General features: G+C 45.3%; 16 protein-coding genes and 1 riboswitch. Of the genes, 6 read left to right on the top strand and 10 right to left on the bottom strand.

From position 1 onward, the window contains the following. Positions 1-70 precede the first annotated feature (70 nt). From B2Z67_RS00445 to radA, 6 genes are all read right to left on the bottom strand, one after another. Positions 71-502, bottom strand: a complete 432-nt coding sequence (locus B2Z67_RS00445; RefSeq protein ID WP_291527844.1) for a hypothetical protein — start codon at positions 500-502, stop codon at positions 71-73. A 6-nt stretch (positions 503-508) separates the two neighbouring features. Continuing rightward, positions 509-2,350, bottom strand: coding sequence for a hypothetical protein (locus tag B2Z67_RS00440; RefSeq protein WP_291527843.1), 1,842 nt, complete (start codon positions 2,348-2,350; stop codon positions 509-511). 2 nt (positions 2,351-2,352) lie between these two features. After that, positions 2,353-3,036: a hypothetical protein gene (locus tag B2Z67_RS00435; RefSeq protein ID WP_291527842.1), complete on the bottom strand. Its 684-nt coding sequence runs from the start codon at positions 3,034-3,036 to the stop codon at positions 2,353-2,355. Between the two features lie 166 nt (positions 3,037-3,202). Beyond that, positions 3,203-5,056 carry a hypothetical protein gene (locus B2Z67_RS00430; RefSeq protein ID WP_291527841.1) on the bottom strand — a complete coding sequence of 618 codons (1,854 nt, stop codon included), beginning with the start codon at positions 5,054-5,056 and terminating at the stop codon, positions 3,203-3,205. A gap of 2 nt (positions 5,057-5,058) precedes the next feature. After that, complete coding sequence (locus tag B2Z67_RS00425) at positions 5,059-5,742, bottom strand: hypothetical protein (RefSeq protein WP_291527840.1); 684 nt, start codon at positions 5,740-5,742, stop codon at positions 5,059-5,061. Between the two features lie 35 nt (positions 5,743-5,777). Beyond that, the gene (gene radA, locus B2Z67_RS00420) at positions 5,778-7,145 is read right to left on the bottom strand and encodes a DNA repair protein RadA (RefSeq protein ID WP_291527839.1); all 1,368 of its coding nucleotides are present in this window, start codon (positions 7,143-7,145) and stop codon (positions 5,778-5,780) included. Between the two features lie 441 nt (positions 7,146-7,586). Here radA and B2Z67_RS00415 point away from each other — a divergent pair, with 441 nt between their 5' ends. After that, entirely contained in the window at positions 7,587-9,419 is a 1,833-nt protein-coding gene (locus B2Z67_RS00415) for an endonuclease/exonuclease/phosphatase family protein (protein WP_291527850.1), read from the top strand. Positions 9,420-9,433: 14 nt separating this feature from the next. On the opposite strand, the gene B2Z67_RS00410 is transcribed toward B2Z67_RS00415, so the two are convergent. After that, positions 9,434-10,471: an asparaginase gene (locus B2Z67_RS00410; protein ID WP_291527838.1), complete on the bottom strand. Its 1,038-nt coding sequence runs from the start codon at positions 10,469-10,471 to the stop codon at positions 9,434-9,436. 447 nt (positions 10,472-10,918) lie between these two features. Here B2Z67_RS00410 and thrA point away from each other — a divergent pair, with 447 nt between their 5' ends. Genes thrA through thrC form a run of 3 tightly spaced genes read left to right on the top strand, consistent with a single transcriptional unit; the run spans position 10,919 to position 15,941 of the window. Then, complete coding sequence (thrA, locus tag B2Z67_RS00405; protein ID WP_291527837.1) at positions 10,919-13,351, top strand: bifunctional aspartate kinase/homoserine dehydrogenase I; 2,433 nt, start codon at positions 10,919-10,921, stop codon at positions 13,349-13,351. Between the two features lie 5 nt (positions 13,352-13,356). Next, positions 13,357-14,622: a cofactor-independent phosphoglycerate mutase gene (locus tag B2Z67_RS00400; protein WP_291527836.1), complete on the top strand. Its 1,266-nt coding sequence runs from the start codon at positions 13,357-13,359 to the stop codon at positions 14,620-14,622. Continuing rightward, positions 14,619-15,941, top strand: coding sequence for a threonine synthase (thrC, locus tag B2Z67_RS00395; RefSeq protein ID WP_291527835.1), 1,323 nt, complete (start codon positions 14,619-14,621; stop codon positions 15,939-15,941). The genes B2Z67_RS00400 and thrC overlap by 4 nt, the downstream gene beginning before the upstream one ends. Before the next feature lie 230 nt (positions 15,942-16,171). Here the strand turns inward: thrC and B2Z67_RS00390 are convergent, their stop codons facing one another. Genes B2Z67_RS00390 through B2Z67_RS00380 form a run of 3 tightly spaced genes read right to left on the bottom strand, consistent with a single transcriptional unit; the run spans position 16,172 to position 19,782 of the window. Beyond that, positions 16,172-16,849 (bottom strand): thiamine diphosphokinase, encoded by a 678-nt coding sequence (locus tag B2Z67_RS00390; RefSeq protein WP_291527834.1) that lies wholly within the window; start codon positions 16,847-16,849, stop codon positions 16,172-16,174. A gap of 23 nt (positions 16,850-16,872) precedes the next feature. Continuing rightward, positions 16,873-17,469 (bottom strand): nicotinamide riboside transporter PnuC, encoded by a 597-nt coding sequence (pnuC, locus tag B2Z67_RS00385; protein WP_291527833.1) that lies wholly within the window; start codon positions 17,467-17,469, stop codon positions 16,873-16,875. A gap of 3 nt (positions 17,470-17,472) precedes the next feature. Beyond that, entirely contained in the window at positions 17,473-19,782 is a 2,310-nt protein-coding gene (locus B2Z67_RS00380) for a TonB-dependent receptor (protein ID WP_291527832.1), read from the bottom strand. Positions 19,783-19,906: 124 nt separating this feature from the next. Then, positions 19,907-20,002, bottom strand: a riboswitch (TPP riboswitch). 102 nt (positions 20,003-20,104) lie between these two features. Between B2Z67_RS00380 and B2Z67_RS00375 the strand changes: the two genes are divergently transcribed. Continuing rightward, positions 20,105-20,980 carry a mechanosensitive ion channel family protein gene (locus B2Z67_RS00375; RefSeq protein ID WP_291527831.1) on the top strand — a complete coding sequence of 292 codons (876 nt, stop codon included), beginning with the start codon at positions 20,105-20,107 and terminating at the stop codon, positions 20,978-20,980. 628 nt (positions 20,981-21,608) lie between these two features. Next, complete coding sequence (locus B2Z67_RS00370) at positions 21,609-22,859, top strand: hypothetical protein (RefSeq protein WP_291527830.1); 1,251 nt, start codon at positions 21,609-21,611, stop codon at positions 22,857-22,859. Positions 22,860-23,058 lie beyond the last annotated feature (199 nt).

Raw genomic sequence — 23,058 nt, 5'->3', positions numbered from 1 at the left:
GTCTTGAATACTTGTATCCATTGGATAGTGACACTTTTTAATGAATTTATCTCAGGGGGGTGATAGATAATTAATTTTGAGGGATGACGTGAATCGACCAGCACCTTTCATTAATGTATGTTCTTCCCCCATAGACTTGTTCGCATACGTTTCCGCCTTTACTGATAATCACGCACCTCAATTGATTGTTTTCAGTCAGACTTCTACTATTAATATCAAATTTGCCTTGCGGGTAATGTGTCTCATGGATCGACATATTGCCAATGTAAAAAGTAGCTAAAAGAAATTTGGTTTTTGGTGTATCTATCTGAAATTTTACACTACTGCTTCCCGTCAGTAAAAGTTCTCCATTGGCGTTTTGCTCAGCATCTAAGTTTATTTCTATAGGAATATTCGGCTGTAGTGGATCTATACCCACATAATTCTCATGCAATGCCACCTCGCAACCGCAAAGCAGCAGTAGTATTAAGAGTGAGAGATAATATAATTGCTTTTTCATCATAGCGTTTTAATTTAAGTAAGGATTGATATTCAGGGCGTAACCACGTTCTGAGATTAAGATGCCTCCCAGTAAATGTACCCAATGGTATAGTTCGTTCGGAAGAGTGAAAAGTGTTTCTCCACTATTTATATCTATAATTTCTATTTGGTCTCTTTTGGACAGGCAAAGATAGCCTGTCTTTGGGTCGATATTTGCAAACTGTGCTTCATAACTATGCACGGGAGTCATACCTTCTGTATTGTAGATTGTTATCGTTTCTGTTTCTCCCATATTCATAGTTGCTCTCCCAACCAGTATCTGTGAAGAGTCGTGCGGCATAAACCGGATATAGTTGTGTGTCACTTCATCAATAGAATATGCATTCTTTTCAAGTACATCAAACTCCGGAGACATTTTATAGATGACTATTTCTTCAGTATTACTCGTACAAATATACTTTCCGTCGGCCGAGATTATCCCAAAATAACTATATGGTACTCCTTGTAGTATTACTCTCTTTTGCGGTTTCATATCAGCACTCAAGATGCAAGCTACCATATCTTCCGAATGAGTCCGGTCAAAATAGAATATCCGGTCGTCGTTCAATATCTGCGGGCCCTCTCCACCTATCAAATAGGGTATCGAGTATGTTAAGGGGGTAGGGAGCATCTTCCCTTCATATAATGCCAACACATCACTGTAGGATACCAATATCTTGCTACTCTTTTCAGAACTATTTATTGCATAAGTATCGTAGTAGCTACCCGTTCCGTTATGTTTGGCTATCGGACTCAAATCCGGTACAGATAAACTGTTGACCTCGCCGCGTACACTGTAATAGAGGGTGTTTTCACTCTCATTGTAATCGAAACGCATATAGTTGTCGCTAAGGAATTTACCCATCGTGCCTGCCGTGCCATATTCATAATGGCTATAGCCTTTCCGGTCGGATGCGTCATAGGCAAATACTTCTACCCGGATTTGATGAAGATTGTACTGAAATGTACCGAAAGTACATACTGGAATACGGATACTTGTCTCTTCCGTCTCCATAAGTTTGAGTTCATCATTTACATAAACGTTCCATTTGCATTTGTAACCTTTTTCATTTTCCCATTTCACTGTGCAAGAATCAATGGCCGAAATATCCTCTACCTGTTCTATAATGATCTTACTGTAAGGCATATTTTTATATCCTATATGCCAGCTTACATTTTCTTCGAAATTGGCTTGAATATCGTATTGTTGACCACCGTCCAATACGTGACTTTTGTCGATAAAGCTGGTGATGCCGACATCTTCAATGGTAGCCAGCAAGCTTCCGCTTTTACGGACAGTATAGTTGAGGAAGTTCATATACTTGTAATAGGGCTTTTCCCAAGTCAGTTCCAGATAACCCTCCTCATTGATGCGGGTGGTTATTTCCGGTACTTCGGTAGGCCCATTCTCGTAAGCTACAGTTACTTTCCAGCTCATTGTTCTGCCATAGGCTTCCAGCTTTACTTGGTCGGCCATGCTTCCAGTGTTGGTGTATACGTACAGGGTGCAAGTCAGTGTATAGTTCCCGTTGGGTGTCCGATCAGGTGTGAACCATATTTCACCGCTCTCACCCCGAGTTTCCCATTGTCTGTCACCAAGAGTGAATTCAACTTTTTGCACCTCTCTTCCGGCAGTCTCAAAGGTATAATGGATGATGGTCTTTTCTTTATATATAATGATATTCTCTCCTTCAGTAATAGTATTCAGGTTGATTCCTATAGGAATTTCATCAGGTTGCTCGATATCGACAAAATTATCGTGCAGTGAAACTTCGCAGCCTGCCACTATCAGTAGTAGCAGGGTGATGTAGGATAGTGTAGTTTTTTTCATTGTTATTTGGCATTGAAGTAGGTGATAATTCCTGCATTTATTCGCAATCCTGTCCAATCGGCATCAATCGTGGCCTTGTTGCCTTTTATACTCAAGCGAGTGAGAGGATTCCATTCATATCCCACTGAAGCAGAGGTGCTGGCAAAGGAGCAAAAACGGTAGATAACTCCCAGTGCAGGTTGCACAAACAAATTGGTACCTTTTAGTTTGGTTTTTTCATTCTTTGATATTCGGTCTCCTATCGTAAAAACTTCATGGATATTGACTATGTTGAAGACACCCCCGGTTGAAAGTTCAAAGAAAGGAGTAAACTTGTCCGGCTTGGTGGGTGAGAATCGATAAAAGACACCCAATTTGTTGCCGTAGAGATGTACGCGGTACCTGTATTCTCCCGAATAATCGGCCAGGTGGATCTGTCCGGCTGTATTCATGTGTGAAAACAGCACTCCGAAGTGATGTCTGTTAATAAGGTACCCCATTCGTAGGTCATGAGAGAGGTTGCCCGGGAATTTGTCTGTGAACTTCATTCCCTCAAACCGACTGTAATGAGGTATATTCTTCAAGTGCTCCTTCATGCCGGACATATTATATGTTCCATACCCCGGATGATACTCTAAGGTTATCTCTTGGCTATATACCGTGGCATCTATCAGCAGTGCACAAGTAAATAATAGTAGCTTTTTCATAAAGTAATAGTATAAAATGGTTAAAATGGTAATATATTGCGGATAATAATATACAAACTATCTCCCTGGAACGCTTTTCCCACCTTCCGAACTGGTATCAGTTCTATTTTACTCTTCTTTGTATTACTCCTCTGCAGCATTATACTTCAGCAATATGAGTTGTTTATCATAACTTATTTTTTTCTAAATAAGGGTTGATATTCATAGCATAACCATTATCTGAGATTAAGATGCCTCCCAGCAGAGATGCCCCTTGATATCGTTCGATAGGTAGGGTGAAAAGTGTTTCATCGTTATCTATATCTATAATCTCTATTCGATTTCTTTGGGTCAGACAAAGATAACCTGTCTTTGGGTCGACACCTACATGTAGTGCTTTGTAACTATGTATAGGAGTCATGTCTTCTGTATTATAGATTGTTATCGTTGCTTCTGCATTTGTATTTGCTTTCGCCACCAGTATCCGTGAAGAGTCATGTGGTATAAACCGGATATTGTTTTCTGTCAGTTCATTAATGGGGTGCACTTTCTTTTCAAGTATCTCGAATTCCGAAGACATTTTATAGATAGCTATTTCTTCGGAATTATTCAAACAAAGATACTTCCCGTCGGCCGATATTACTCCATAACTACTATATACTTCTGCCCCCTGCAATACCACTCTCTTTTCCGGTTTCATATCAGTGCTCAAGATGCAAGCTATCATATCTCCCAAATAAGTCCGTTCTAAGTAGAATACCCGGTCATCATTCAATATCCGAGCCTTCTGCACATTTACAAAATAGGATGATATAGAATGTGTTAAAGGAGTAGGTAGCATCTTCCCCTCGTACAATGCCAGCACATCATAATAGGATACCAGTATCTTGCCGTTTTTTTCAGAACTACTTATCGCGCTGGTAATGCTTGCCGAAGGAACGCCGTTATGCTTGGCTATCAGGGTCAAATCCGGTACAGATATGCTATTGACCTCGCCGTATACACTGTAATAGAGGGTGCTTTCGCTTTCGTTATAATTGAAGCGCATATGGTTATCGCCAAGGAATTTGCCCATTGCGCCCGCCGTGACATATTGAGAATGGGGATAGGAGTTCCGGTATGATTCGTCATAGGCAACTACTTCTACGCGAATTCGATGAAGGGCGGACCATGTTGTACCGAAAGCGCATAGCGGGATACGGATACTTGTCTCTTCCGTTGCACTAAGCTTGAGTTCATCATTTACATAAACGTTCCATTTGCATTTGTAGTCTTTCCCTTTACTCCATCTCACTGTGCAAGAATCGATGGCCGAAATTTCCTCTACTTGTTCTATATTGATCTCGTCGTAAGGAAGATATTTATGTCCTATATGCCATGTGTTATTATCCTCAAAATGAGCTTGAACACTGTACCCTTCACCAAAGTCCAGTACATGACTTTTGTCAACAAAGCTGGTGATGTCGGCATCTTCAATGGTAGCCAGCAACATTCCCCCTTTATAGACAGTGTAGTTGAGGAAGTCCATATACTTGTAGTTGGGTTTCTCCCAAGTCAGTTCCAGATAACCCTCTTCATTGATACGGGTGATCATTTCCTTGCTTTCGGTAAAGTCGTTCTCATAGTCTACGGTTACTTTCCAACTCATTGTTCCACCATAGGCTTCCATACCTACCTGGTCAGCAACGCTTCCCGAGTTGGTAGCTACATATAGATTGCAAGTCAGGGTATAACTCCCTTTAGGTAGCTCATAAACAGAGAGCCATATTTCACCGCTCTCACCCCATGTCTCCCATCGCATGTCACCAAGAGTGAATTCGGCTTTTAGTATCTGTCTTCCGCCTGTCTCGAAAGTATAATAGATGCGAGTATTTGCTTTATATACAATGATATTCTCTCCTTGGGTAAAAGCATTCAGGTTAATGCCTAAGGGAATTTCATCAGGTTTCTCGATATCGACAAAGTTATCATGTATCGGAGCTTCGCAACCTGCCAGTATCAGTAGTAGCAGTGTAAGATAGGATAAAATAGTTGTTTTCATTGTTATTTAGCTTTGAAGTAGGTAATGATTCCTGCATTAATTCGTAATCCTGTCCAGTCGGCATCAATCATGGCTTTGCTGCCTTCTATGTTCAAGCGGGTGAGAGGATCCCATTCATACCCCACTGAAGCGGAGATGCTGGCAAAAGAACTAAAACGGTAGATAACTCCCAATGCGGGTTGCACAAACAGGTTGGTACCTTTTAGTTTGGCCTCGTCACTCTCTGTTCCTGCGTCTTTTATCGTAAAACTTTGGCTGATCTTGGCTGTGCTGAAGACGGCTCCGGTTGAAAGTTCAAAGAATGGGGTAATTTTACTTGGCTCAGTGAGTGCAAACCGATAGAAAGCCCCTAATTTGTTGCCGTAGACGCGTATGCGGTACCTGTACTCTCCCGAATAATCGGCTAAGTGGTTCTGTCCGACTGTATTCATGTGTGAAAACAGTAACCCGAAGTGATGCTTGTTAATAAGGTATCCTACTCGCAGGTCATGAGTAAGGTAGCCCGAGAAGTTGTCTGTGGTCTTTGCTCCCTTTAGATTGCCGTATTGAAGAGCATTCTTCAAATATTCTTTCATGTCGGACATACTGTATGTTCCATACCCCGGATGATACTCTAAAGTTATCTCCTGACTGTAAACCGCGGCGCCTATCAGCAGTGCACAAGTCAATAATAGTAGCTTTTTCATAAAATGGTATTATAATGTGATTAATAATATACAAACTATCCAAACAACCCCCTGAACGCCTCCTCCACCTTCCGCACCGGTATCAATTCTATTTTAATCTTCTTCGTATCAATCCCTTGCAGATTATACTTCGGCAACACGAATCGTTTGAATCCCAACTTCTCCGCCTCACCAATCCGTTGCTCAATCCGGTTCACCGGACGTATTTCCCCGGACAAACCGATTTCCCCTGCCATGCAGACTTCCGGTTCAATTGCCGCATCCATATTGCTGGAAAGTATGGCGCTGATAACAGCCAGGTCTATTGCCGGGTCGTTCACCTTCAATCCTCCGGCGATATTGAGGAATACATCCTTCTGTGCCAGCTTGAAACCTACCCGCTTTTCCAGTACAGCCAGCAGCATATTCATCCTCCGGATATCAAACCCTGTGGCCGAACGTTGCGGATTGCCATATACCGCACTGCTCACCAATGCCTGCGTCTCAATCAGGAACGGGCGCACCCCTTCTATGGCCGAAGCTATCGCTATGCCGCTCATGCCTTCGTGATCCTGGCTTAATAAGAGTTCCGACGGATTACTAACCTGCCGTAATCCATCCTGTCGCATCTCGTAAATCCCCAGTTCCGCCGTACTTCCGAAACGGTTCTTGATGCTGCGCAGGATGCGATACATATAATGCTGGTCGCCCTCGAACTGCAAGACAGTATCCACAATATGCTCCAACACCTTCGGTCCGGCAATGCTGCCTTCCTTATTAATATGTCCAATGAGAATGACAGGCGTATGCGTTTCCTTAGCAAAGCGCAGGATACTTGCCGAACACTCCCGCACCTGTGCGATGCTACCCGGCGACGATTCTATGTTCTCGGTCGAAACCGTCTGTATGGAATCAATGATTACCAAGTCCGGACGGGTATTTTTGATATGAACAAAAATCTGCTCCAGCGACGTTTCGCAGACGATGAGGCACTCGGACGGGTTATGAGACAACCGGTCGGCACGCAGTTTCAACTGCCGGGCGCTTTCTTCGCCGGAGACGTAAAGAATCCGTTTTTCCGGTATGCGGAGTACTGTTTGTAATATTAATGTAGATTTTCCGATGCCCGGTTCGCCGCCAATCAGTACCAGCGACCCCGGAACTAATCCGCCTCCCAGTACCCGGTTCAGTTCTTCGTCGTGCAGATTGATGCGTGGTTCGTCGCCCGCTTCTATTTCGCTGAGAATGACAGGTCTTGCTTTCTCCGTTTCTATTCCTGATACCGGACGTTTGTTTGCCGGCTCTTTCCGTACCACTTCTTCCACATACGTGTTCCATTCTCCGCACGACGGGCATTTGCCAACCCATTTAGGGGAATCCTGTCCACAGTTGGTACACACGTATATTGTTTTGTCTTTTGCCATAATCGAGAATTTTCTTGCTGATAACGGGGAATTTTATTGATGAATAACTTGCCAAAGATACGATTTTATTGGATTATTTTGTTAAATGGAGTGATATTTTATATTGGCAATGTGGAAGTTACCGGATATTTTCATGTTACCAATGCCTGGATTGCTGTATATTTACATCGTCCGGGCTAAAGAGATGCTTTCCGATAAAATCGGAGAAATTGACTAATTTCCCCCGCTTCGTTCCCTCTCCATACCTGCTCCTTATCCGCTCCTTACCCGCTCCTCTTATTTCCGCCCCCTATAGAAGCGGAGCAGGTGAGGAGCGGAGACGCGGCGGGCGAAGTTTTGACCAAAAGCAGATGGGTAAATGAAATCTTCATGCCATTGCCCTGAAAACCCCAAATCTTTTATGTAAATTTGACCCTCATAAATAAACCCCCAATGAGAAACATGAAAAAGATTATTCTACTAATTATTGCCGTTTTTTTTATTTTCCCGGCGCAGGCTCAGAATACATTGAAACTGATGACCTACAATATCAGGAATGCCACCGGCATGGACAATGCCCGTAACTTCCAGCGCATAGCGAACATCATAAACAATGCCTCCCCGGACATAGTCGCCATACAGGAGGTGGACAGTATGACCAAGCGAAGCGGTCAGAAGTACGTATTGGGCGAAATTGCCGAGCGTACGCAAATGCATGCCTGTTTCGCACCGGCAATAAAATTTGACGGAGGGAAATACGGAATCGGATTATTAACCAAACAACACCCGCTCCGTTTGCAAACCCTGCCTTTACCGGGGACAGAAGAAGCGCGCACCCTGATTCTGGCAGAGTTTGAAGACTACATCTACTGTTGCACCCACCTCTCGCTAACGGAAGCAGACCGCATGAAGTCGTTGGAGATGATAAAGCAGCTTACCGCCTCTTACAAAAAGCCCCTGTTCCTGGCAGGAGACCTGAACGCCACACCCGAATCCGAATTTATAAAAGAATTACAAAAAGATTTCGATATACTTTCTGATATTAAACAAAATACGTTTCCGGCTTCCGAACCCGATAGAACGATAGATTATATTGCGGCATTAAAATCAAGCGCCGCCGGATTCGCCCTTACCTCCACCCGGGTATTGAACGAACCCGTAGCCTCCGACCACCGTCCAGTGCTTGCAGAACTCCGCACCGCTGAAAAAGCGGACAAAATATTCCGTACCAAACCCTATTTGCAAAACCCTGTGGGCAGTGGTATTACCGTGATGTGGGAGACTACCGTTCCTGCATATTGCTGGGTGGAATACGGCACGGACACCACCCAACTGAAGCGTGCGCGTACGCTTGTTGACGGACAAGTGGTCTGCAATAACGACTTGCATAAAATACGCATTGCCGACCTGCAACCGGGCTTGAAATATTACTATCGCGTATATTCACAGGAGATACTGCTCTACCGGGCGTATAAAAAAGTATTCGGAAATACCGCCCGGTCGGATTTCTACGAATTTACGCTTCCGGCAGCGGATGCGGATACCTTTACCGCCGTTGTTTTCAATGACTTGCACCAGAATACAAAGACCTTCCGCGCGCTGTGCGAGCAGATACGGAATGTAGACTATGACTTTGTTGTTTTCAATGGCGACTGTGTGGACGACCCCGTAGACCGTAACCAGGCAACCACCTTTATCAGCGAACTTTCCGAAGGCATACACGGTTACCGTACACCGATGTTCTTTATGCGCGGCAATCATGAGATACGAAACGCCTACTCCATCGGTTTACGCGCCCACTTCGACTACGTGGGAGATAAGACCTATGGCTCTTTCAACTGGGGAGATACCCGTATCGTTATGCTGGACTGCGGGGAAGACAAACCGGATGACCACTGGGTGTATTACGACCTGAACGACTTTACCCAACTGCGTAACGACCAGGTGGACTTCCTGAAACAGGAATTGGCCTCCAAAGAATTCAGGAAGGCAGAGAAACGTATCCTTCTGCACCATATCCCCCTTTATGGCAATGACGGGAAGAATCTTTGCACCGGTTTATGGGCTAAATTGCTCGAAAAAGCGCCTTTTGATGTTTCCCTGAATGGCCACACGCACAGGTATGCTTACCATCCGAAAGGTGCACAGGGAAATAATTTCCCGGTCATTATCGGCGGAGGGAATCATATAGACCGTTCTACGGTAATGATTTTGGAAAAGAAGAAAGACGAACTGAGGATTAAGGTGCTGAATGCGAAAGGCGAAGTTTTGTGGGATATTACGGTTGACTCCTAAAGCATGTTACCTCATCAAACCGTAATTTCCCCCGCCATAGGTATGCTCATCCGTTCGCGAACCTCATCAGGGGCATAACCATGCCCCAGGAGGAACATGAGCTTGGTAACGGCCGATTCCGTAGTACTGTCGTAACCGCAGGCTACTCCTGCCTGCAACAACTGGTAACCGGTTTCGTAACGCTCCATTTCTACCGTTCCGGCATTGCATTGCGTGACGTTGACAATGACGATTCCCTCGTCGCAGGCTTTCCGCAAAAGGTGGAGGAACCAGGGTTTTCGCGGAGCATTCCCCGAACCGTATGTTTCCAGCACAACGGCTTTCAGCCCTTCAATGCCCAATATGCTTGACACTACATTCTCCTGAATGCCGGGGAAAAGTTTCAGCACGGCAATGTTGGTATCCATCAAATAATGCGGCTTGAACTTACGGTTTGCGTCTTCAAAGAGTATCTGCACATTATTATATTTAATATGGATACCCGCTTCTGCCAGTATCGGATAGTTGAATGAGCGGAATGCATTAAAGTTTTCGGCATTAATCTTGGTAGTGCGGTTGCCGCGCATCAGGTGGTTTTCGAAGAAGATACAGACTTCCGGCACGAGGGGATTTCCGTCGGCATTGTGTGCACCGGCTATCTCGAGGCTGGTCAGCAGGTTTTCTTTGCCGTCCGTGCGGAGCACACCGATAGGCAGTTGCGACCCCGTGAGAATAACGGGTTTCTTCAGCCCTTCGAGCATAAAGCTAAGGGCGGATGCGGTGAACGCCATCGTATCCGTACCGTGCAGGATAACAAACCCCGTGTACTTTTCATAATGATCATTGACGATATGTACCAACTTGCACCAGGCTTCCGGGTCCATATCCGACGAGTCCATCGGGGGATCAAATTGATAGGTGTCGATATGGAACGTGAAATTATGTAGTTCAGGCACGTGCTTTTGCAGTTGTTCAAGGTTGAAGTTCTCCAACGCACCTGTTTCCGGATTTTCTATCATTCCGATAGTGCCACCGGTATAAATTAGCAAAATGGAAGTGTTGTCTGGGTTCATACGCTCTATTCTACGGAAATTCGTTGCAAATATAGTGATATATCTTGAGATGGATGATAATATGTAATAAAACTATGCCCGTGCTACCGGATTTCCCTGCGTTGCAATATGGGTGTACTTTACTTCCCCTTTTGTATTTTTCCGTCTATTTTGAGAGTTATTAATGCTTTTATTACAAAAAAACGGCAAAAAGTGATAGATTGAATGTTTTTATTCTTACTTTTGCAACACTTTTCAATAAAACGAGAGACAGAGATTATGAATAAGTACTATCGCCATACAGTCACATCTATGTGGACAACCATGACCCTTAGGGGTTAAGGGATAGTATTTGTGTTTCTACGTGATACACTTTTTCAGCAGTTTTTTCTTATTTAATCCAAGTCAATGCAGGCGATTGCGTCCTGTTTCCGACACGTTGTATCAACATTAATAGTAATAAAAGGAATGAAAGTCATAAAATTCGGCGGAACGTCCGTAGGTTCCGCGAACAGCATTTTAAGCGTCAAGAGAATTGTAGAAGCAATCGAAGAACCGGTAATCGTAGTGGTATCCGCACTGGGCGGTATTACGGACAAACTGATTAACGCATCGAAAATGGCGGCTGCCGGTGATGCCTCCTACGAGAACGAATTCCGTGAAATAGTCTTCCGTCACGTGGAGATGATAAAGGAAGTGATTCCCGCCGGTGAGGAGCAGGTGGAATTGCAGCGTCAGGTGGGTGAACTGCTCAATGAGCTGAAAGATATTTTCCAAGGCATTTACCTGATAAAAGACCTTTCGCAAAAGACGTCCGACACGATTGTGAGTTATGGCGAACGTTTGTCGTCCATCATCGTGGCACAGTTGACGGGTGCGGAATGGTTTGATTCGCGCAAGTTTATCAAGACGGAAAGAAAGCACTCCAAATATGTGCTGGATACGGACTTGACGAATGAACTGATTCGTGAGACATTTGCCGGCTTGCCGAAGCGGTCGCTGGTGCCCGGGTTTATTTCTACCGACAAGGTATCGGGAGATGTAACGAATCTGGGTCGTGGCGGTTCCGATTATACCGCAGCGGTTATTGCGGCTGCGCTGGATGCTTCCCAACTGGAAATATGGACGGATGTGGACGGTTTCATGACTGCCGACCCGCGCGTAATATCCACTGCCTACACTATCAACGAATTGAGTTATGTGGAAGCGACCGAGCTTTGCAACTTTGGCGCCAAGGTGGTGTATCCGCCCACTATCTATCCGGTTTATCATAAGAATATTCCCATACTGATAAAGAACACGTTTAATCCCGAAGGAACGGGAACGATTATCAAGCAGGAAGTGTCCGACCCGCGTTCGAAAGCCATCAAAGGTATTTCTTCCATCAATGATACCAGTTTGATTACCGTGCAGGGACTCGGCATGGTAGGCGTTATCGGGGTGAACTACCGCATCTTCAAGGTGCTGGCGAAGAATGGCATCAGTGTGTTTCTTGTGTCACAGGCCTCTTCGGAGAACTCCACATCCATCGGTGTACGCAATGCGGATGCCGATTTGGCATGTGAAGTGCTGAATGAAGAGTTTGCCAAGGAGATAGAAATGGGAGAGATTTCTCCGATACAGGCGGAGCGGAATCTGGCTACCGTAGCTATTGTAGGCGAGAATATGAAACATACGCCGGGCATTGCCGGAAAGCTGTTCGGCACGCTGGGGCGCAACGGTATCAATGTGATTGCCTGTGCGCAGGGAGCTTCGGAAACGAATATCTCATTTGTGGTTGACGGCAAATCGCTGCGCAAGTCGCTGAATGTTATCCACGATTCATTCTTCCTGTCGGAGTATCAGGTACTGAATCTTTTTATTTGTGGCGTCGGTACGGTGGGCGGCAGCCTGGTAGAGCAAATCCGTTGCCAGCAGCAGAAACTGATGATGGAGAACGGATTGAAGTTGCATATCGTAGGCATAGCCGATGTAGACCGGGCAATGTTCAGCCGCGAAGGCTTCGATCTGGCTAACTTCCGTGAAGAGTTGGCGGCAAAAGGCAAGCCGAGTACCCTGGAGACTTTGCATGATGAAATTATCGGCATGAATATCTTCAACTCGGTATTTGTGGACTGCACAGCGAGCGAAGCGGTTGCTTCCCTGTATAAAGACCTGTTGCTGCATAACGTTTCAGTGGTAGCTGCCAACAAGATTGCGGCTTCTTCGGAGTACGAGAATTATCGTGAACTGAAAAGCATTGCCCGCCAGCGTGGAGTGAAGTACCTCTTCGAGACGAATGTAGGTGCGGGGCTACCGATTATCAATACGATTAATGACCTTATACATAGCGGCGACAAGATATTGAAAATTGAAGCCGTACTGAGCGGTACGTTGAACTATATATTCAATAAAATCAGCGCCGACATTCCTTTCAGCAAGACCATCAGGATGGCGCAGGAAGAGCGTTACTCCGAACCTGACCCGCGTATTGACCTGAGCGGAAAGGATGTAATCCGCAAATTGGTTATTCTGGGACGTGAGGCAGGTTACAGATTGGAACAGTCGGATGTTGAGAAGAACCTGTTCGTACCGGATGATTTCTTCGACGGTTCGCTGGACGACTTCTGGAAGAAAGTCCCGAGCTTGGACGCTGCCTTCGAGGCACGTCGCAAGGTATTGGAAGCGGAGAATAAGCATTGGCGTTTTGTTGCCAGGCTGGAGAATGGCAAAGCGTCTGTCGGCTTGCAGGAAGTGGATGTCAATCATCCGTTCTACGGGCTGGAAGGCAGCAATAATATTATCTTGCTGACAACCGAGCGTTATAAGGAGTATCCGATGATGATACAGGGATATGGCGCCGGCGCCGGTGTAACGGCAGCGGGTGTATTTGCGGATATCATGAGTATTGCGAATGTTTAATTGAAATGAAACATTTAATCATATTAGGCGATGGAATGGCCGACTGGCCTGTAAAGTCGTTGGGTGACAAGACATTGTTGCAACATGCCCGTACGCCATATATGGATAAGCTGGCGGCTATGGGGCGCACGGGGCGGTTGAAGACCGTGGCCGATGGTTTCCATCCCGGCAGCGAGGTGGCTAATATGTCCGTTTTAGGCTACGATCTGTCAAAGGTTTACGAAGGGCGCGGGCCTCTGGAGGCTGCCAGCATCGGTGTAGACCTGAAGCCGGGAGAAATGGCGATGCGCTGTAACATTATCTGCATCGAAGGCGAACACATCAAGAACCATTCTTCCGGACATATCACGACGGAGGAAGCCGATGTGTTGGTGAAGTATTTGCAGGAACATTTAGGCAATGAACACGTGCGTTTCTATACAGGCGTTCAGTATCGCCATTTATTGGTAATCAAAGGCGGAGATAAGCGTATTGACTGTACTCCGCCCCACGATGTGCCCCTGAAACCATTCCGCCCATTGCTGGTGAAGCCTGTGCCGGGCACGGAGAATATAACCGTTCCCGAAGGAGACGCCGGACTGACTCCGCAACAGACGGCGGATTTGATAAACGACCTTATTCTGCGTTCGCAGCAACTACTGAAGAATCATCCGTTGAACCTGGAACGTGTGGCGGAAGGGAAAGACCCTGCCAATAGCATCTGGCCCTGGAGTCCCGGTTATCGTCCGAAGATGGAACGTTTATCTGATAAGTTCCCTCAGATTAAACGGGGTGCAGTGATTTCGGCGGTGGATTTGATTAACGGTATCGGTTATTATGCCGGTTTGCGACGCCTGACAGTGGAAGGCGCCACGGGACTGTACGATACCAATTATGAAAATAAGGTAGCTGCCGCACTGGATGCTTTGGCGACAGACGATTTTGTCTACCTGCATATTGAAGCCAGTGACGAGGCGGGGCATGAAGGAAATGTGGATTTGAAACTGCTGACGATAGAGAATCTGGATAGCCGTGCTGTGGGGCCTGTTTACGAAGCAGTGAAAGGCTGGGATGAGCCGGTGGCCATTGCCGTATTGCCCGACCATCCTACGCCGTGTGAACTCCGTACGCACACCAATGAACCGGTTCCTTTCCTCGTCTGGTATCCGGGTATTGAACCGGATAGTGTGCAGAGCTTTGATGAAATGTCAGTCCGTGAGGGAAGTTACGGACTGTTGAAAGAGGATGAGTTTATTAATGAATTTATGGGTCTTACAAATTATTCGATATGAACTATTACAGTACCAACAAACAAGCTCCTGATGCGACTTTGGAAGAAGCCGTAGTGAAAGGACTCGCAGCCGATAAAGGGTTATTCATGCCCTATGCCATTAAGTCTTTGCCACAGGATTTCTACGATAGCATCGAAACCCTTTCTTTTCAGGAAATTGCCTATCGTGTAGCCGATGCTTTCTTCGGAGAAGATGTTCCTGCCGATACATTGAAGCAAATCGTATATGATACGCTGAATTTCGATGTTCCTCTGGTGAAGGTGGCGGAGAATATTTATTCCCTTGAACTTTTTCACGGTCCTACGCTTGCCTTTAAAGATGTGGGCGGGCGCTTCATGGCGCGTCTTCTGGGATATTTCATTGCGAAGGAAGGTAAGAAACAGGTCAATGTACTGGTCGCTACTTCCGGTGATACGGGGAGCGCCGTTGCAAATGGTTTCCTGGGTGTAGAAGGTATTCACGTCTACGTGCTTTATCCTAAGGGTAAGGTGAGCGAGATACAGGAAAAGCAATTCACCACCCTTGGGCAGAATATCACTGCCATTGAGGTGGATGGCACGTTCGATGATTGCCAGGCATTGGTGAAATCTGCTTTCATGGACAGGGAATTGAATGAACGTTTGCAACTGACCAGCGCCAATTCCATTAACGTAGCCCGTTTTTTACCGCAGGCTTTTTATTACTTTTATGCTTATGCGCAGTTGAAGAAAATGGCGTGTGACAAAGTGCAGGCTGGTAATAACCCGTCACCCGTTATTTGTGTTCCGAGCGGAAACTTCGGTAATATCACTGCCGGTTTGTTCGGCAAACGTATGGGATTGCCTGTGAAACGTTTTATTGCAGCCAACAATAGCAATGATATTTTCTATCAATATCTGCAAACAGGCGTTTATACCCCGCGCCCTTCCGTGGCTACCATTGCCAATGCTATGGATGTGGGCGACCCGAGTAATTTTGCACGGGTACTCGGACTTTACGACAATAGCCATGCGGCTATTTCTGCGGAAGTCAGCGGTGTTGCCTATACCGATGAACAGATTGCCGAAACAATGCGTGAGACATGGAAGGAGTATCATTATCTGTTGGATCCGCATGGCGCTTGTGGTTTCCGCGCCCTGGAAGAGGGTTTGAAACCCGGCGAAACAGGTATCTTCCTGGAAACGGCGCATCCGGCAAAATTCCTTGATACTGTTGAAGGTATCATCGGCGAGGCAGTGGAGATTCCTGCGAAGCTGAAAGCATTTATGCAAGGCGAAAAGAAGAGTCTGCCACTGACAAAGGAGTTTGCAGACTTCAAGAAGTATCTGATGTCGTTATAGCGGATTCTGACTCTAACCTGCATTATTCATGCTTTAGGAGTTAGAGGAGTTAAAGAAGTTATCAGCCAACAAGTTGGCTTAGGAGTTAAAGTCGATACTAATGTTATATGATTCACGGAGTATTGGCTTTAACTCCTAAGCCCGCTTGGGGGCTGATAACCCCTGAGTAAAGCGATAACTCCTTTAACTCCTGATTCGCATAAATAAGAATTCTGGTATGGTTGCCTTGATTAAAACTTGAAATTTATCATCACCAAGTACTCTCCTTCCGCATGAATTGTACATTCGTTTTTTGTACATTCATTCAGCGTACCCTGCCACCAATTAGTAAAATCGCTGAGCGGATAAAGCAGCCCTTCACCGCGCAAACCGCGAGCGCCGAAGTTAATAATGGAGATTTGTGTTCCCGGCTGACAGGAGAAAGTACAGGTATTGCGGCATGGAACAATTATACAATGATCCGTGAAGATACGAACTTTGGCGCCCGCACGCATGTAATCAATAAGAAGGCTAATGTTCCCTAAAGTATGGTCTTCCCGTTTGCCCGTTGCCCCGACGATGGCAATGTTCTTCTTTCCTTGTGCCAAAAGATAGTTTACGGCTTTAGTCTGGTCATTTGTTTCCTGCTCGGAGATACTGTGAAGGATATGCCGGTATTGGCGGTGATTTTCTTCGCTTAGAGAGTCACCGTCCCCGATAATTGCATCCGGTATATTGCCATGCGCTATGTAGGCATTTGCCCCTCCGTCGCAGCAAACCACATATTGCGCTTTTTGCAATACCTCTAAAGGCACCGCGTGAGAAGGGTATTCGCCATTGGCAAGAATTACCGCATCCGGTTCACCACCTTTTGATTCACCACAAAGTACCCGGAGTCCCACAGCATTCTTATCATTATCTTCTTTCATCGCTAATCACTAATCGCTAACCACTAATTACTAACTATCATTTTTTTCCACTTGAAATAGCCAAAGATAGCTATTATTGTATAAAGCGCATACAGCCCTGCGGTGAAATTAAGTTCTTTATAGATGTATAGCCCGGTGCTGACGGCGTCTACTGCAATCCATGCCCACCATTGTTCTGCGTATTTACGCGCCAGCATCCACATACCTACGATACTGAGGGCTGTGGTAAAGGAATCCAGCCAGGGGACATCACTGTTGGTAAAACGTATCAATATCCAGGCTATACCGACAAAGGTGATTGCGAATACAACCGCCAAAGGCAGATAATATCGCAAAGGCATGCGGGTAACAGGGAGTTCCTGCACGCCGTCCTCAATGCGCAGATGCAGCTTCCGCTTGACAAAGGTACCGTACTTCCACATCATCCAACCGTACACCGCCGCACCGAGATAGTATATGTTTATTCCGAAGTCGGCATACAATCCGGCATCATAATAAACGAAAATATAGATAGCAGGCATGATGATGCCCGCTATCCAAAGGTAAATGCTCGCCCGGTATTCCAGCCATAAGTAAATCAGCCCGATGATGGTTCCGGTTATTTCAAGAATTTGTTCCATCCATTAAAAACTTAATGAGATATGTGCCAATACATTTGTTCCGGCTTGCGCGGCGTAGGTAGCATAACTATAACGCTCTTTCTTACCTGCATCATTCAATGAATATCCGCTACCGGCAAACCCGTTATTCTCGTATTCTTCATTGAAGAGGTTGTAGATGCTGCAGCCTACTGTGACGGACTTGGTATGGGGTAACGTGAACGTGTATGCCAGATTCAGATTGCTGACGAAGTAAGAGTCCAGCATCTGGTCGTCGTGTTTGGCATTTGTCATATACTGTTTGCTGACGTACTGGGATTGCAGGGATGCTTGGAGCCCCTTGTATGTATAGCTGAAATGGTTATTCAGAATGAAGTCTGGCGAAAAAGAAACAGGTGTGTTTCCGCGTTCTATTTTCCATGCCTCGGTGGTTTGATCTTCCCATTCGTATAATGTTTCGGCGAAATTTTGTACGCGGTTACGACTTAGAGTGGCGTTGATGTCCCATTGAAAACCGCAATCCAGTTTCAAGCCCGCCATCAGTTCTATGCCCATACGGTAACTGTCGGGTACGTTGGCGGCTACGGCTTCGCCTATTTCATTCATTTCACCGGTCAGTACCAATTGGTTTTTGTAGCTCATATAGTACAGGTTGGTACCCAAATGCAGCCATGAATTGGCAAAAGTATATCCTAATTCATAATCGAACAGCCGCTCTGCTTGGGGGCGTTCGGTTAGTTTTCCATCTGTATAATTGTTGCGTGTCGGTTCTTTATGCGCCACACTGAATGAACCGTATAGGCGGTTGTTACGGTTGATTTGCCAGAATAGCCCTGCTTTGGGATTAAAGAAGCCGAACTTTTCATCAATGTTAAGAGTTTGCGGGGCATTGGCTTCTGCATTCCATTTATCATGGTTACCGTATATCTTATACGTGATGTGGCGATATTGCAAGTCGGCGTACGCGTTTACACCACCGCCCAGTTCGTAGTTCGCTTTCAGATAGATGTTACCGTCGTTCTTGGTGGCGTTGTTGCGGTAGTAATCCTTATCCGGATTCAGTTCGCCGAGGTAATTCTTAACCCATAGCACTTTGCCGAAGTGATCGCCGTCATAGCGGTTCAAGCCACCTCCTAATGAAGCGTTTAGGCCGTTCCCGTTGTAATTTACGGAGAATACGCCACCGCCAAACCGGTTGTCCATTGCTTTCTTGCGGACGAGGTCGCTTCTGGTTATATTCTCACTGTTATATTCGTAAGGCTTCATGCCGTACTCCGTCAATTTGCCTCCTATCTTATATTCCTGATAATACCCATCGCCTTTTGTGTAGTGAAGACCTACGTTCAGGTTCCATTGCGAAGTGAAGGTGTGATTTACTAAAAGTTGGTAGTTCTTTTGTACGTAGTTATCAGTCTGGTCATCGTAATAGCGGAATTTTCCGCCGTCTTTTAGTAGTGGAACAGCTTCCTCGATACCATAGTCGTAATCAATTTCCGGTTGATGTATTCCGCCGGTTTTGTCTTCCAGATACATGTATCCGCATGAGTTAAACTGTCTTCCGAATGCGTCCATTTGTTGCTTGCTGGCATAGTTCCATGCGTGGTAAGTGCGTTCCTTGCCTCCGAAGGTGATTAACTTTATCGACGTATTGTCGTTGTAGTATGCTCCTTGTACATAATAAGAATTTAATCCTACGGAAGCCCGGTTTATATATCCGTCTGAGCTTATATTGGATAAGCGGGCATCAAATGACCAGTGGTTATTGATAAGTCCTGTGCCGGCTTTCACAGTCTCTTTGTGGGTGTTGAACGAACCGTAGGAAGCGTTGACTTCGGCATAAGGTTTTAGAGAAAAGTCGCCCGTTTGCATATTGATGCTTGCGCCGAAAGCTCCTGCGCCATTGGTGGATGTTCCTGCACCGCGCTGTATTTGCACATCTTTTACGGAGGAGGCGAAATCCGGCAGATTGACCCAGAACACCGTATGGCTTTCCGCGTCATTGATAGGGATGCCGTTGGCTGTGACATTGATTCGCGTACCATCCGTGCCGCGTACACGCAGGGTTGTATATCCAATACCTGTTCCTGCGTCGCTTGTAGTAATGGCGGAAGGCGTCATACTGAACAGATAAGGCAGGTCTTGCCCGAAGTTCTGTTTCTTGAGTTGTTCCTTACTAATGTTGGTGAACGCCACCGGAGTAGTTCCCGTGGCACGGGTGGACGTAATTTCTACTTCTTGCAGGTTTACTTCCTGCAAGCTGTCTTTTTCTTGTGTCTGCGCATAGACACTCAACGTTGCCATAAAGAAGCAAACCGCCATTGCATGTTTTCTCATTGCAGTTCTCAATTGTTTTAGTCTGCATTATTCATACCGTAGTTAAAATAGTTATCACTTTGTTAGGGTTAACTACTTTGACTACTGCACTGTAAATAATGCAGTTTAGATTAATACAGAAAAGGGGAACTTTTCTCTTTTTCCCTCCGCCGGCATTACCCGGATCAGGTCAATGGGTATGATCTCAGCCCGTCATGTTAGGGCACCCCTTAATTGAAATCGTTGGCAAAATTATCCGTTTTCGATGAAATAAGCAAATGTAGTGAACGATAATCGGATTATTTTGTTAATTTTGTAGCTATAACTTCAAACAACAATATTTATGTTATTATTATTACAAGCAGCAGTGCCTGCCGCCGAAGCCGCAGTGAAAGGCGATATCGGCAAATTGCAGTCTTTTCTTCAACAGTTAATTGACTGGGGTGTAAATGCCGGTGGGAATATCATTGGCGCTATACTGATTTTCATTATCGGACGCTTCCTTATTTCGCTTATAAAGAAGATGACGTCCAAGTTACTGGCAAGACGTCGGGTGGATCCGGGTATCCAGAGCTTTGTCAAGAGTCTGGTTAATATCCTGCTGACCATCCTGCTGATTATTGCCGTTATCGGAAAGCTGGGCGTGGAAACTACTTCGTTTGCAGCTTTGCTGGCATCCGCCGGTGTGGCTATCGGTATGGCATTGTCCGGTAATCTGCAAAACTTTGCAGGCGGTCTTATCATTCTTCTGTTCCGCCCGTATAAGGTAGGCGACTGGATAGAGAGCCAGGGGGTGTCGGGCACGGTGCGCGAAATACAGATATTCCACACCATCCTGACCACTGCCGACAATAAGGTGATTTATATTCCGAACGGAGCGCTGAGCAGCGGTACGGTGACTAACTATAGCCGCGAGGACACTCGTCGCGTGGACTGGATAATCGGAGTGGAGTATGGTGAGAACTACGATAAGGTAGAAGAAACCGTTCGTCGCATTATTGCCGAAGATAAGCGTATACTGACTGAACCGACTGCTCCTTTTGTAGCGCTTAATGCGCTGGATGCAAGTAGTGTGAATGTGGTTATCCGTGCCTGGGTAAAGAGCGGAGATTACTGGGATGTTTATTTCGATATGAACAAAACCATCTATTCCGTATTCAATAAGGAGGGTATCGGTTTCCCCTTCCCACAGTTGACGGTGCATCAGGCAAAGAGATGACGGTAGATTCACCGGATTTCAATATCTTTGAGAAATCTAAATTAGATAAGTAATAGTAATTTGAAACAACAAAATTAATAAATGAAGAATGAAATAACAATAAAATAAACATATTAATAATTGCGTTTGCTATTATTCGGTATACTCTGGAAATTTGGCGATTAAATGATGTATAGGCACGAATAAGTTCAGTGAACGCTTACGCTATGCGTGGGTGGAACTTATCGTCTATACGGGTTATGCCAAATACCTCAGAGTTTGATAAGGGAAGCTCACGTTTCTTTTTGTCATACTTAAAGGTATTTGTTCGTACTCGTATAATCGAAGTATAGTTTGCGCGCAAAAATAGCGTAGATGAAAAGTAATTGTTTTGTAAAAGGAAGTGTATTCGTAATAAGCTTCCTTATGAGTCGTGTTGCGTCCATGCAAGCGCAAGATTGTGTACGGGATAGTTTGATTTCTCCCAAATGTATTTCTAACCATGCGTGTTCTTTTCTAACTCATCATGAATACTACTTCATATACTAAAAAAAACAAATTGTTCTCCGGGTTAATAGAGAATTAATTGCTTTGTTAAGCGGTTCCACGTATTATTGCCTGAAATATTAATCAGATAATTGAAATTTATATGAAAACACACAACTTTTGGTTTGCAGCGCTGTTTGTGCTGGCGAGTGTTTTTTCTGTGGCAAGTGTGAATGCTGCCGAGAAGTTAATGGCCGGTACAGGCAAAGTGAATATAACCCCGCCCAATCCCCGCTACCCGGTTCACGATTCGCTATATGCGAGAACCCTGATTCTTGAAGCAGGAGATTCGCGTATTGCATTTGTAGGGTTGGACTTGAGCGGATATACTAATATTCCGTTGGCAGAGAAATTGAAAAAGCAATTTCGCTTGAATGAGCTTTACTTCTGCCCTCAGCATACGCATTCTGCACAAGCCGGACCTAAAGAATGGCTGGAAGCGCAGATTACCGATGCTTTGAAGAAAGCTTCCCTGTCCATGTTCGAGGCCCGCATTTCAGCCGGTTATCGTAGTTTTCCCCAACTGAGTTTCAACAGACTTATTCTTCGCGACAATGGGCGCGCCCTCGAATCCTGGGAAGGAGACGATCATTACCGGGCAGTAAATCCGGAACGTATTCCGCACGGGCCTGTCGATAATTCCGTAGGTGTTATAAAGCTGGAAGATACCCAGGGAAATCCTAAAGTAATTATGATGAACTATGCCTGCCATCCCGATGTTGCCTGGAATAATTTCGAAATCTCTGCCGATTACGTAGGGTATGCAACCAAATATACGGAAGAGGCTTTTGGCAATCAGGTTTACTGTATGTTTGTGCAAGGTGGCGGCGGCAATCAGGCACCTCTGTTCAAGGATGGCGGACGAACAGGGCCGGATGACCCGCGTCCCTCAAACTATGATTTGATTGACCGTATGGGAAAACTGCTTTCCATTGAAGCGGTTAAGCTGGCTAAAGAAATTTATCCGAACCCGTATGATGTGGCGGATATTAAAGTAAAGACCGATTCCCTGCACTTCACAGGCAGATATGATAAGTCCCTGGAATATAATGTCTATTTCTCAGTCATATCCATAAACAACCGTATTGCCATTGCTACTGTTCCCGGAGAACCTTTCATCAAGTTTCAGATAGACTGGAAACGCGAGATGCAGCCTAACAACGTAATTCCGTTCTTTTTCGGATATACCTGGAGTAATGGGAAGTGGCCTGTGTACTTGCCCGATATCCGTTCGGCAGCTTACGGAGGATATGGCGCTGATAATGGGCCGAGGCTTATTGAAATTGGAGCGGGAGAACAGATTCTTAATAAGCTGCTGGAGAATTATTATTGGGTGATGGGAGTGTTTCGATAAAGAATAGTTGCTTCAAGGTTAAAATTAACATAATCTCCCCATATAGTTAACGAGTTCCTTTATTCTATTAAACCATGTTATAAATCAACTCGTTTCGTCCTGAAAATTTGGAGATATCATCAAAGTGCGTACCTTTGTACTGTGTTTTTCATAGTATTAGATTTAAGGTTAACAAGAGATTGGCTGTCTGGGATAGATA

Origin of the sequence: Bacteroides sp. UBA939 (genome assembly GCF_002293435.1) — a bacterium.
In the GTDB taxonomy this organism is placed as follows: Bacteria; Bacteroidota; Bacteroidia; order Bacteroidales; family Bacteroidaceae; genus Bacteroides.
The sequence above is the reverse complement of the archived record's forward strand: the minus strand, read 5'-3'. Positions and strand labels throughout refer to the sequence as shown.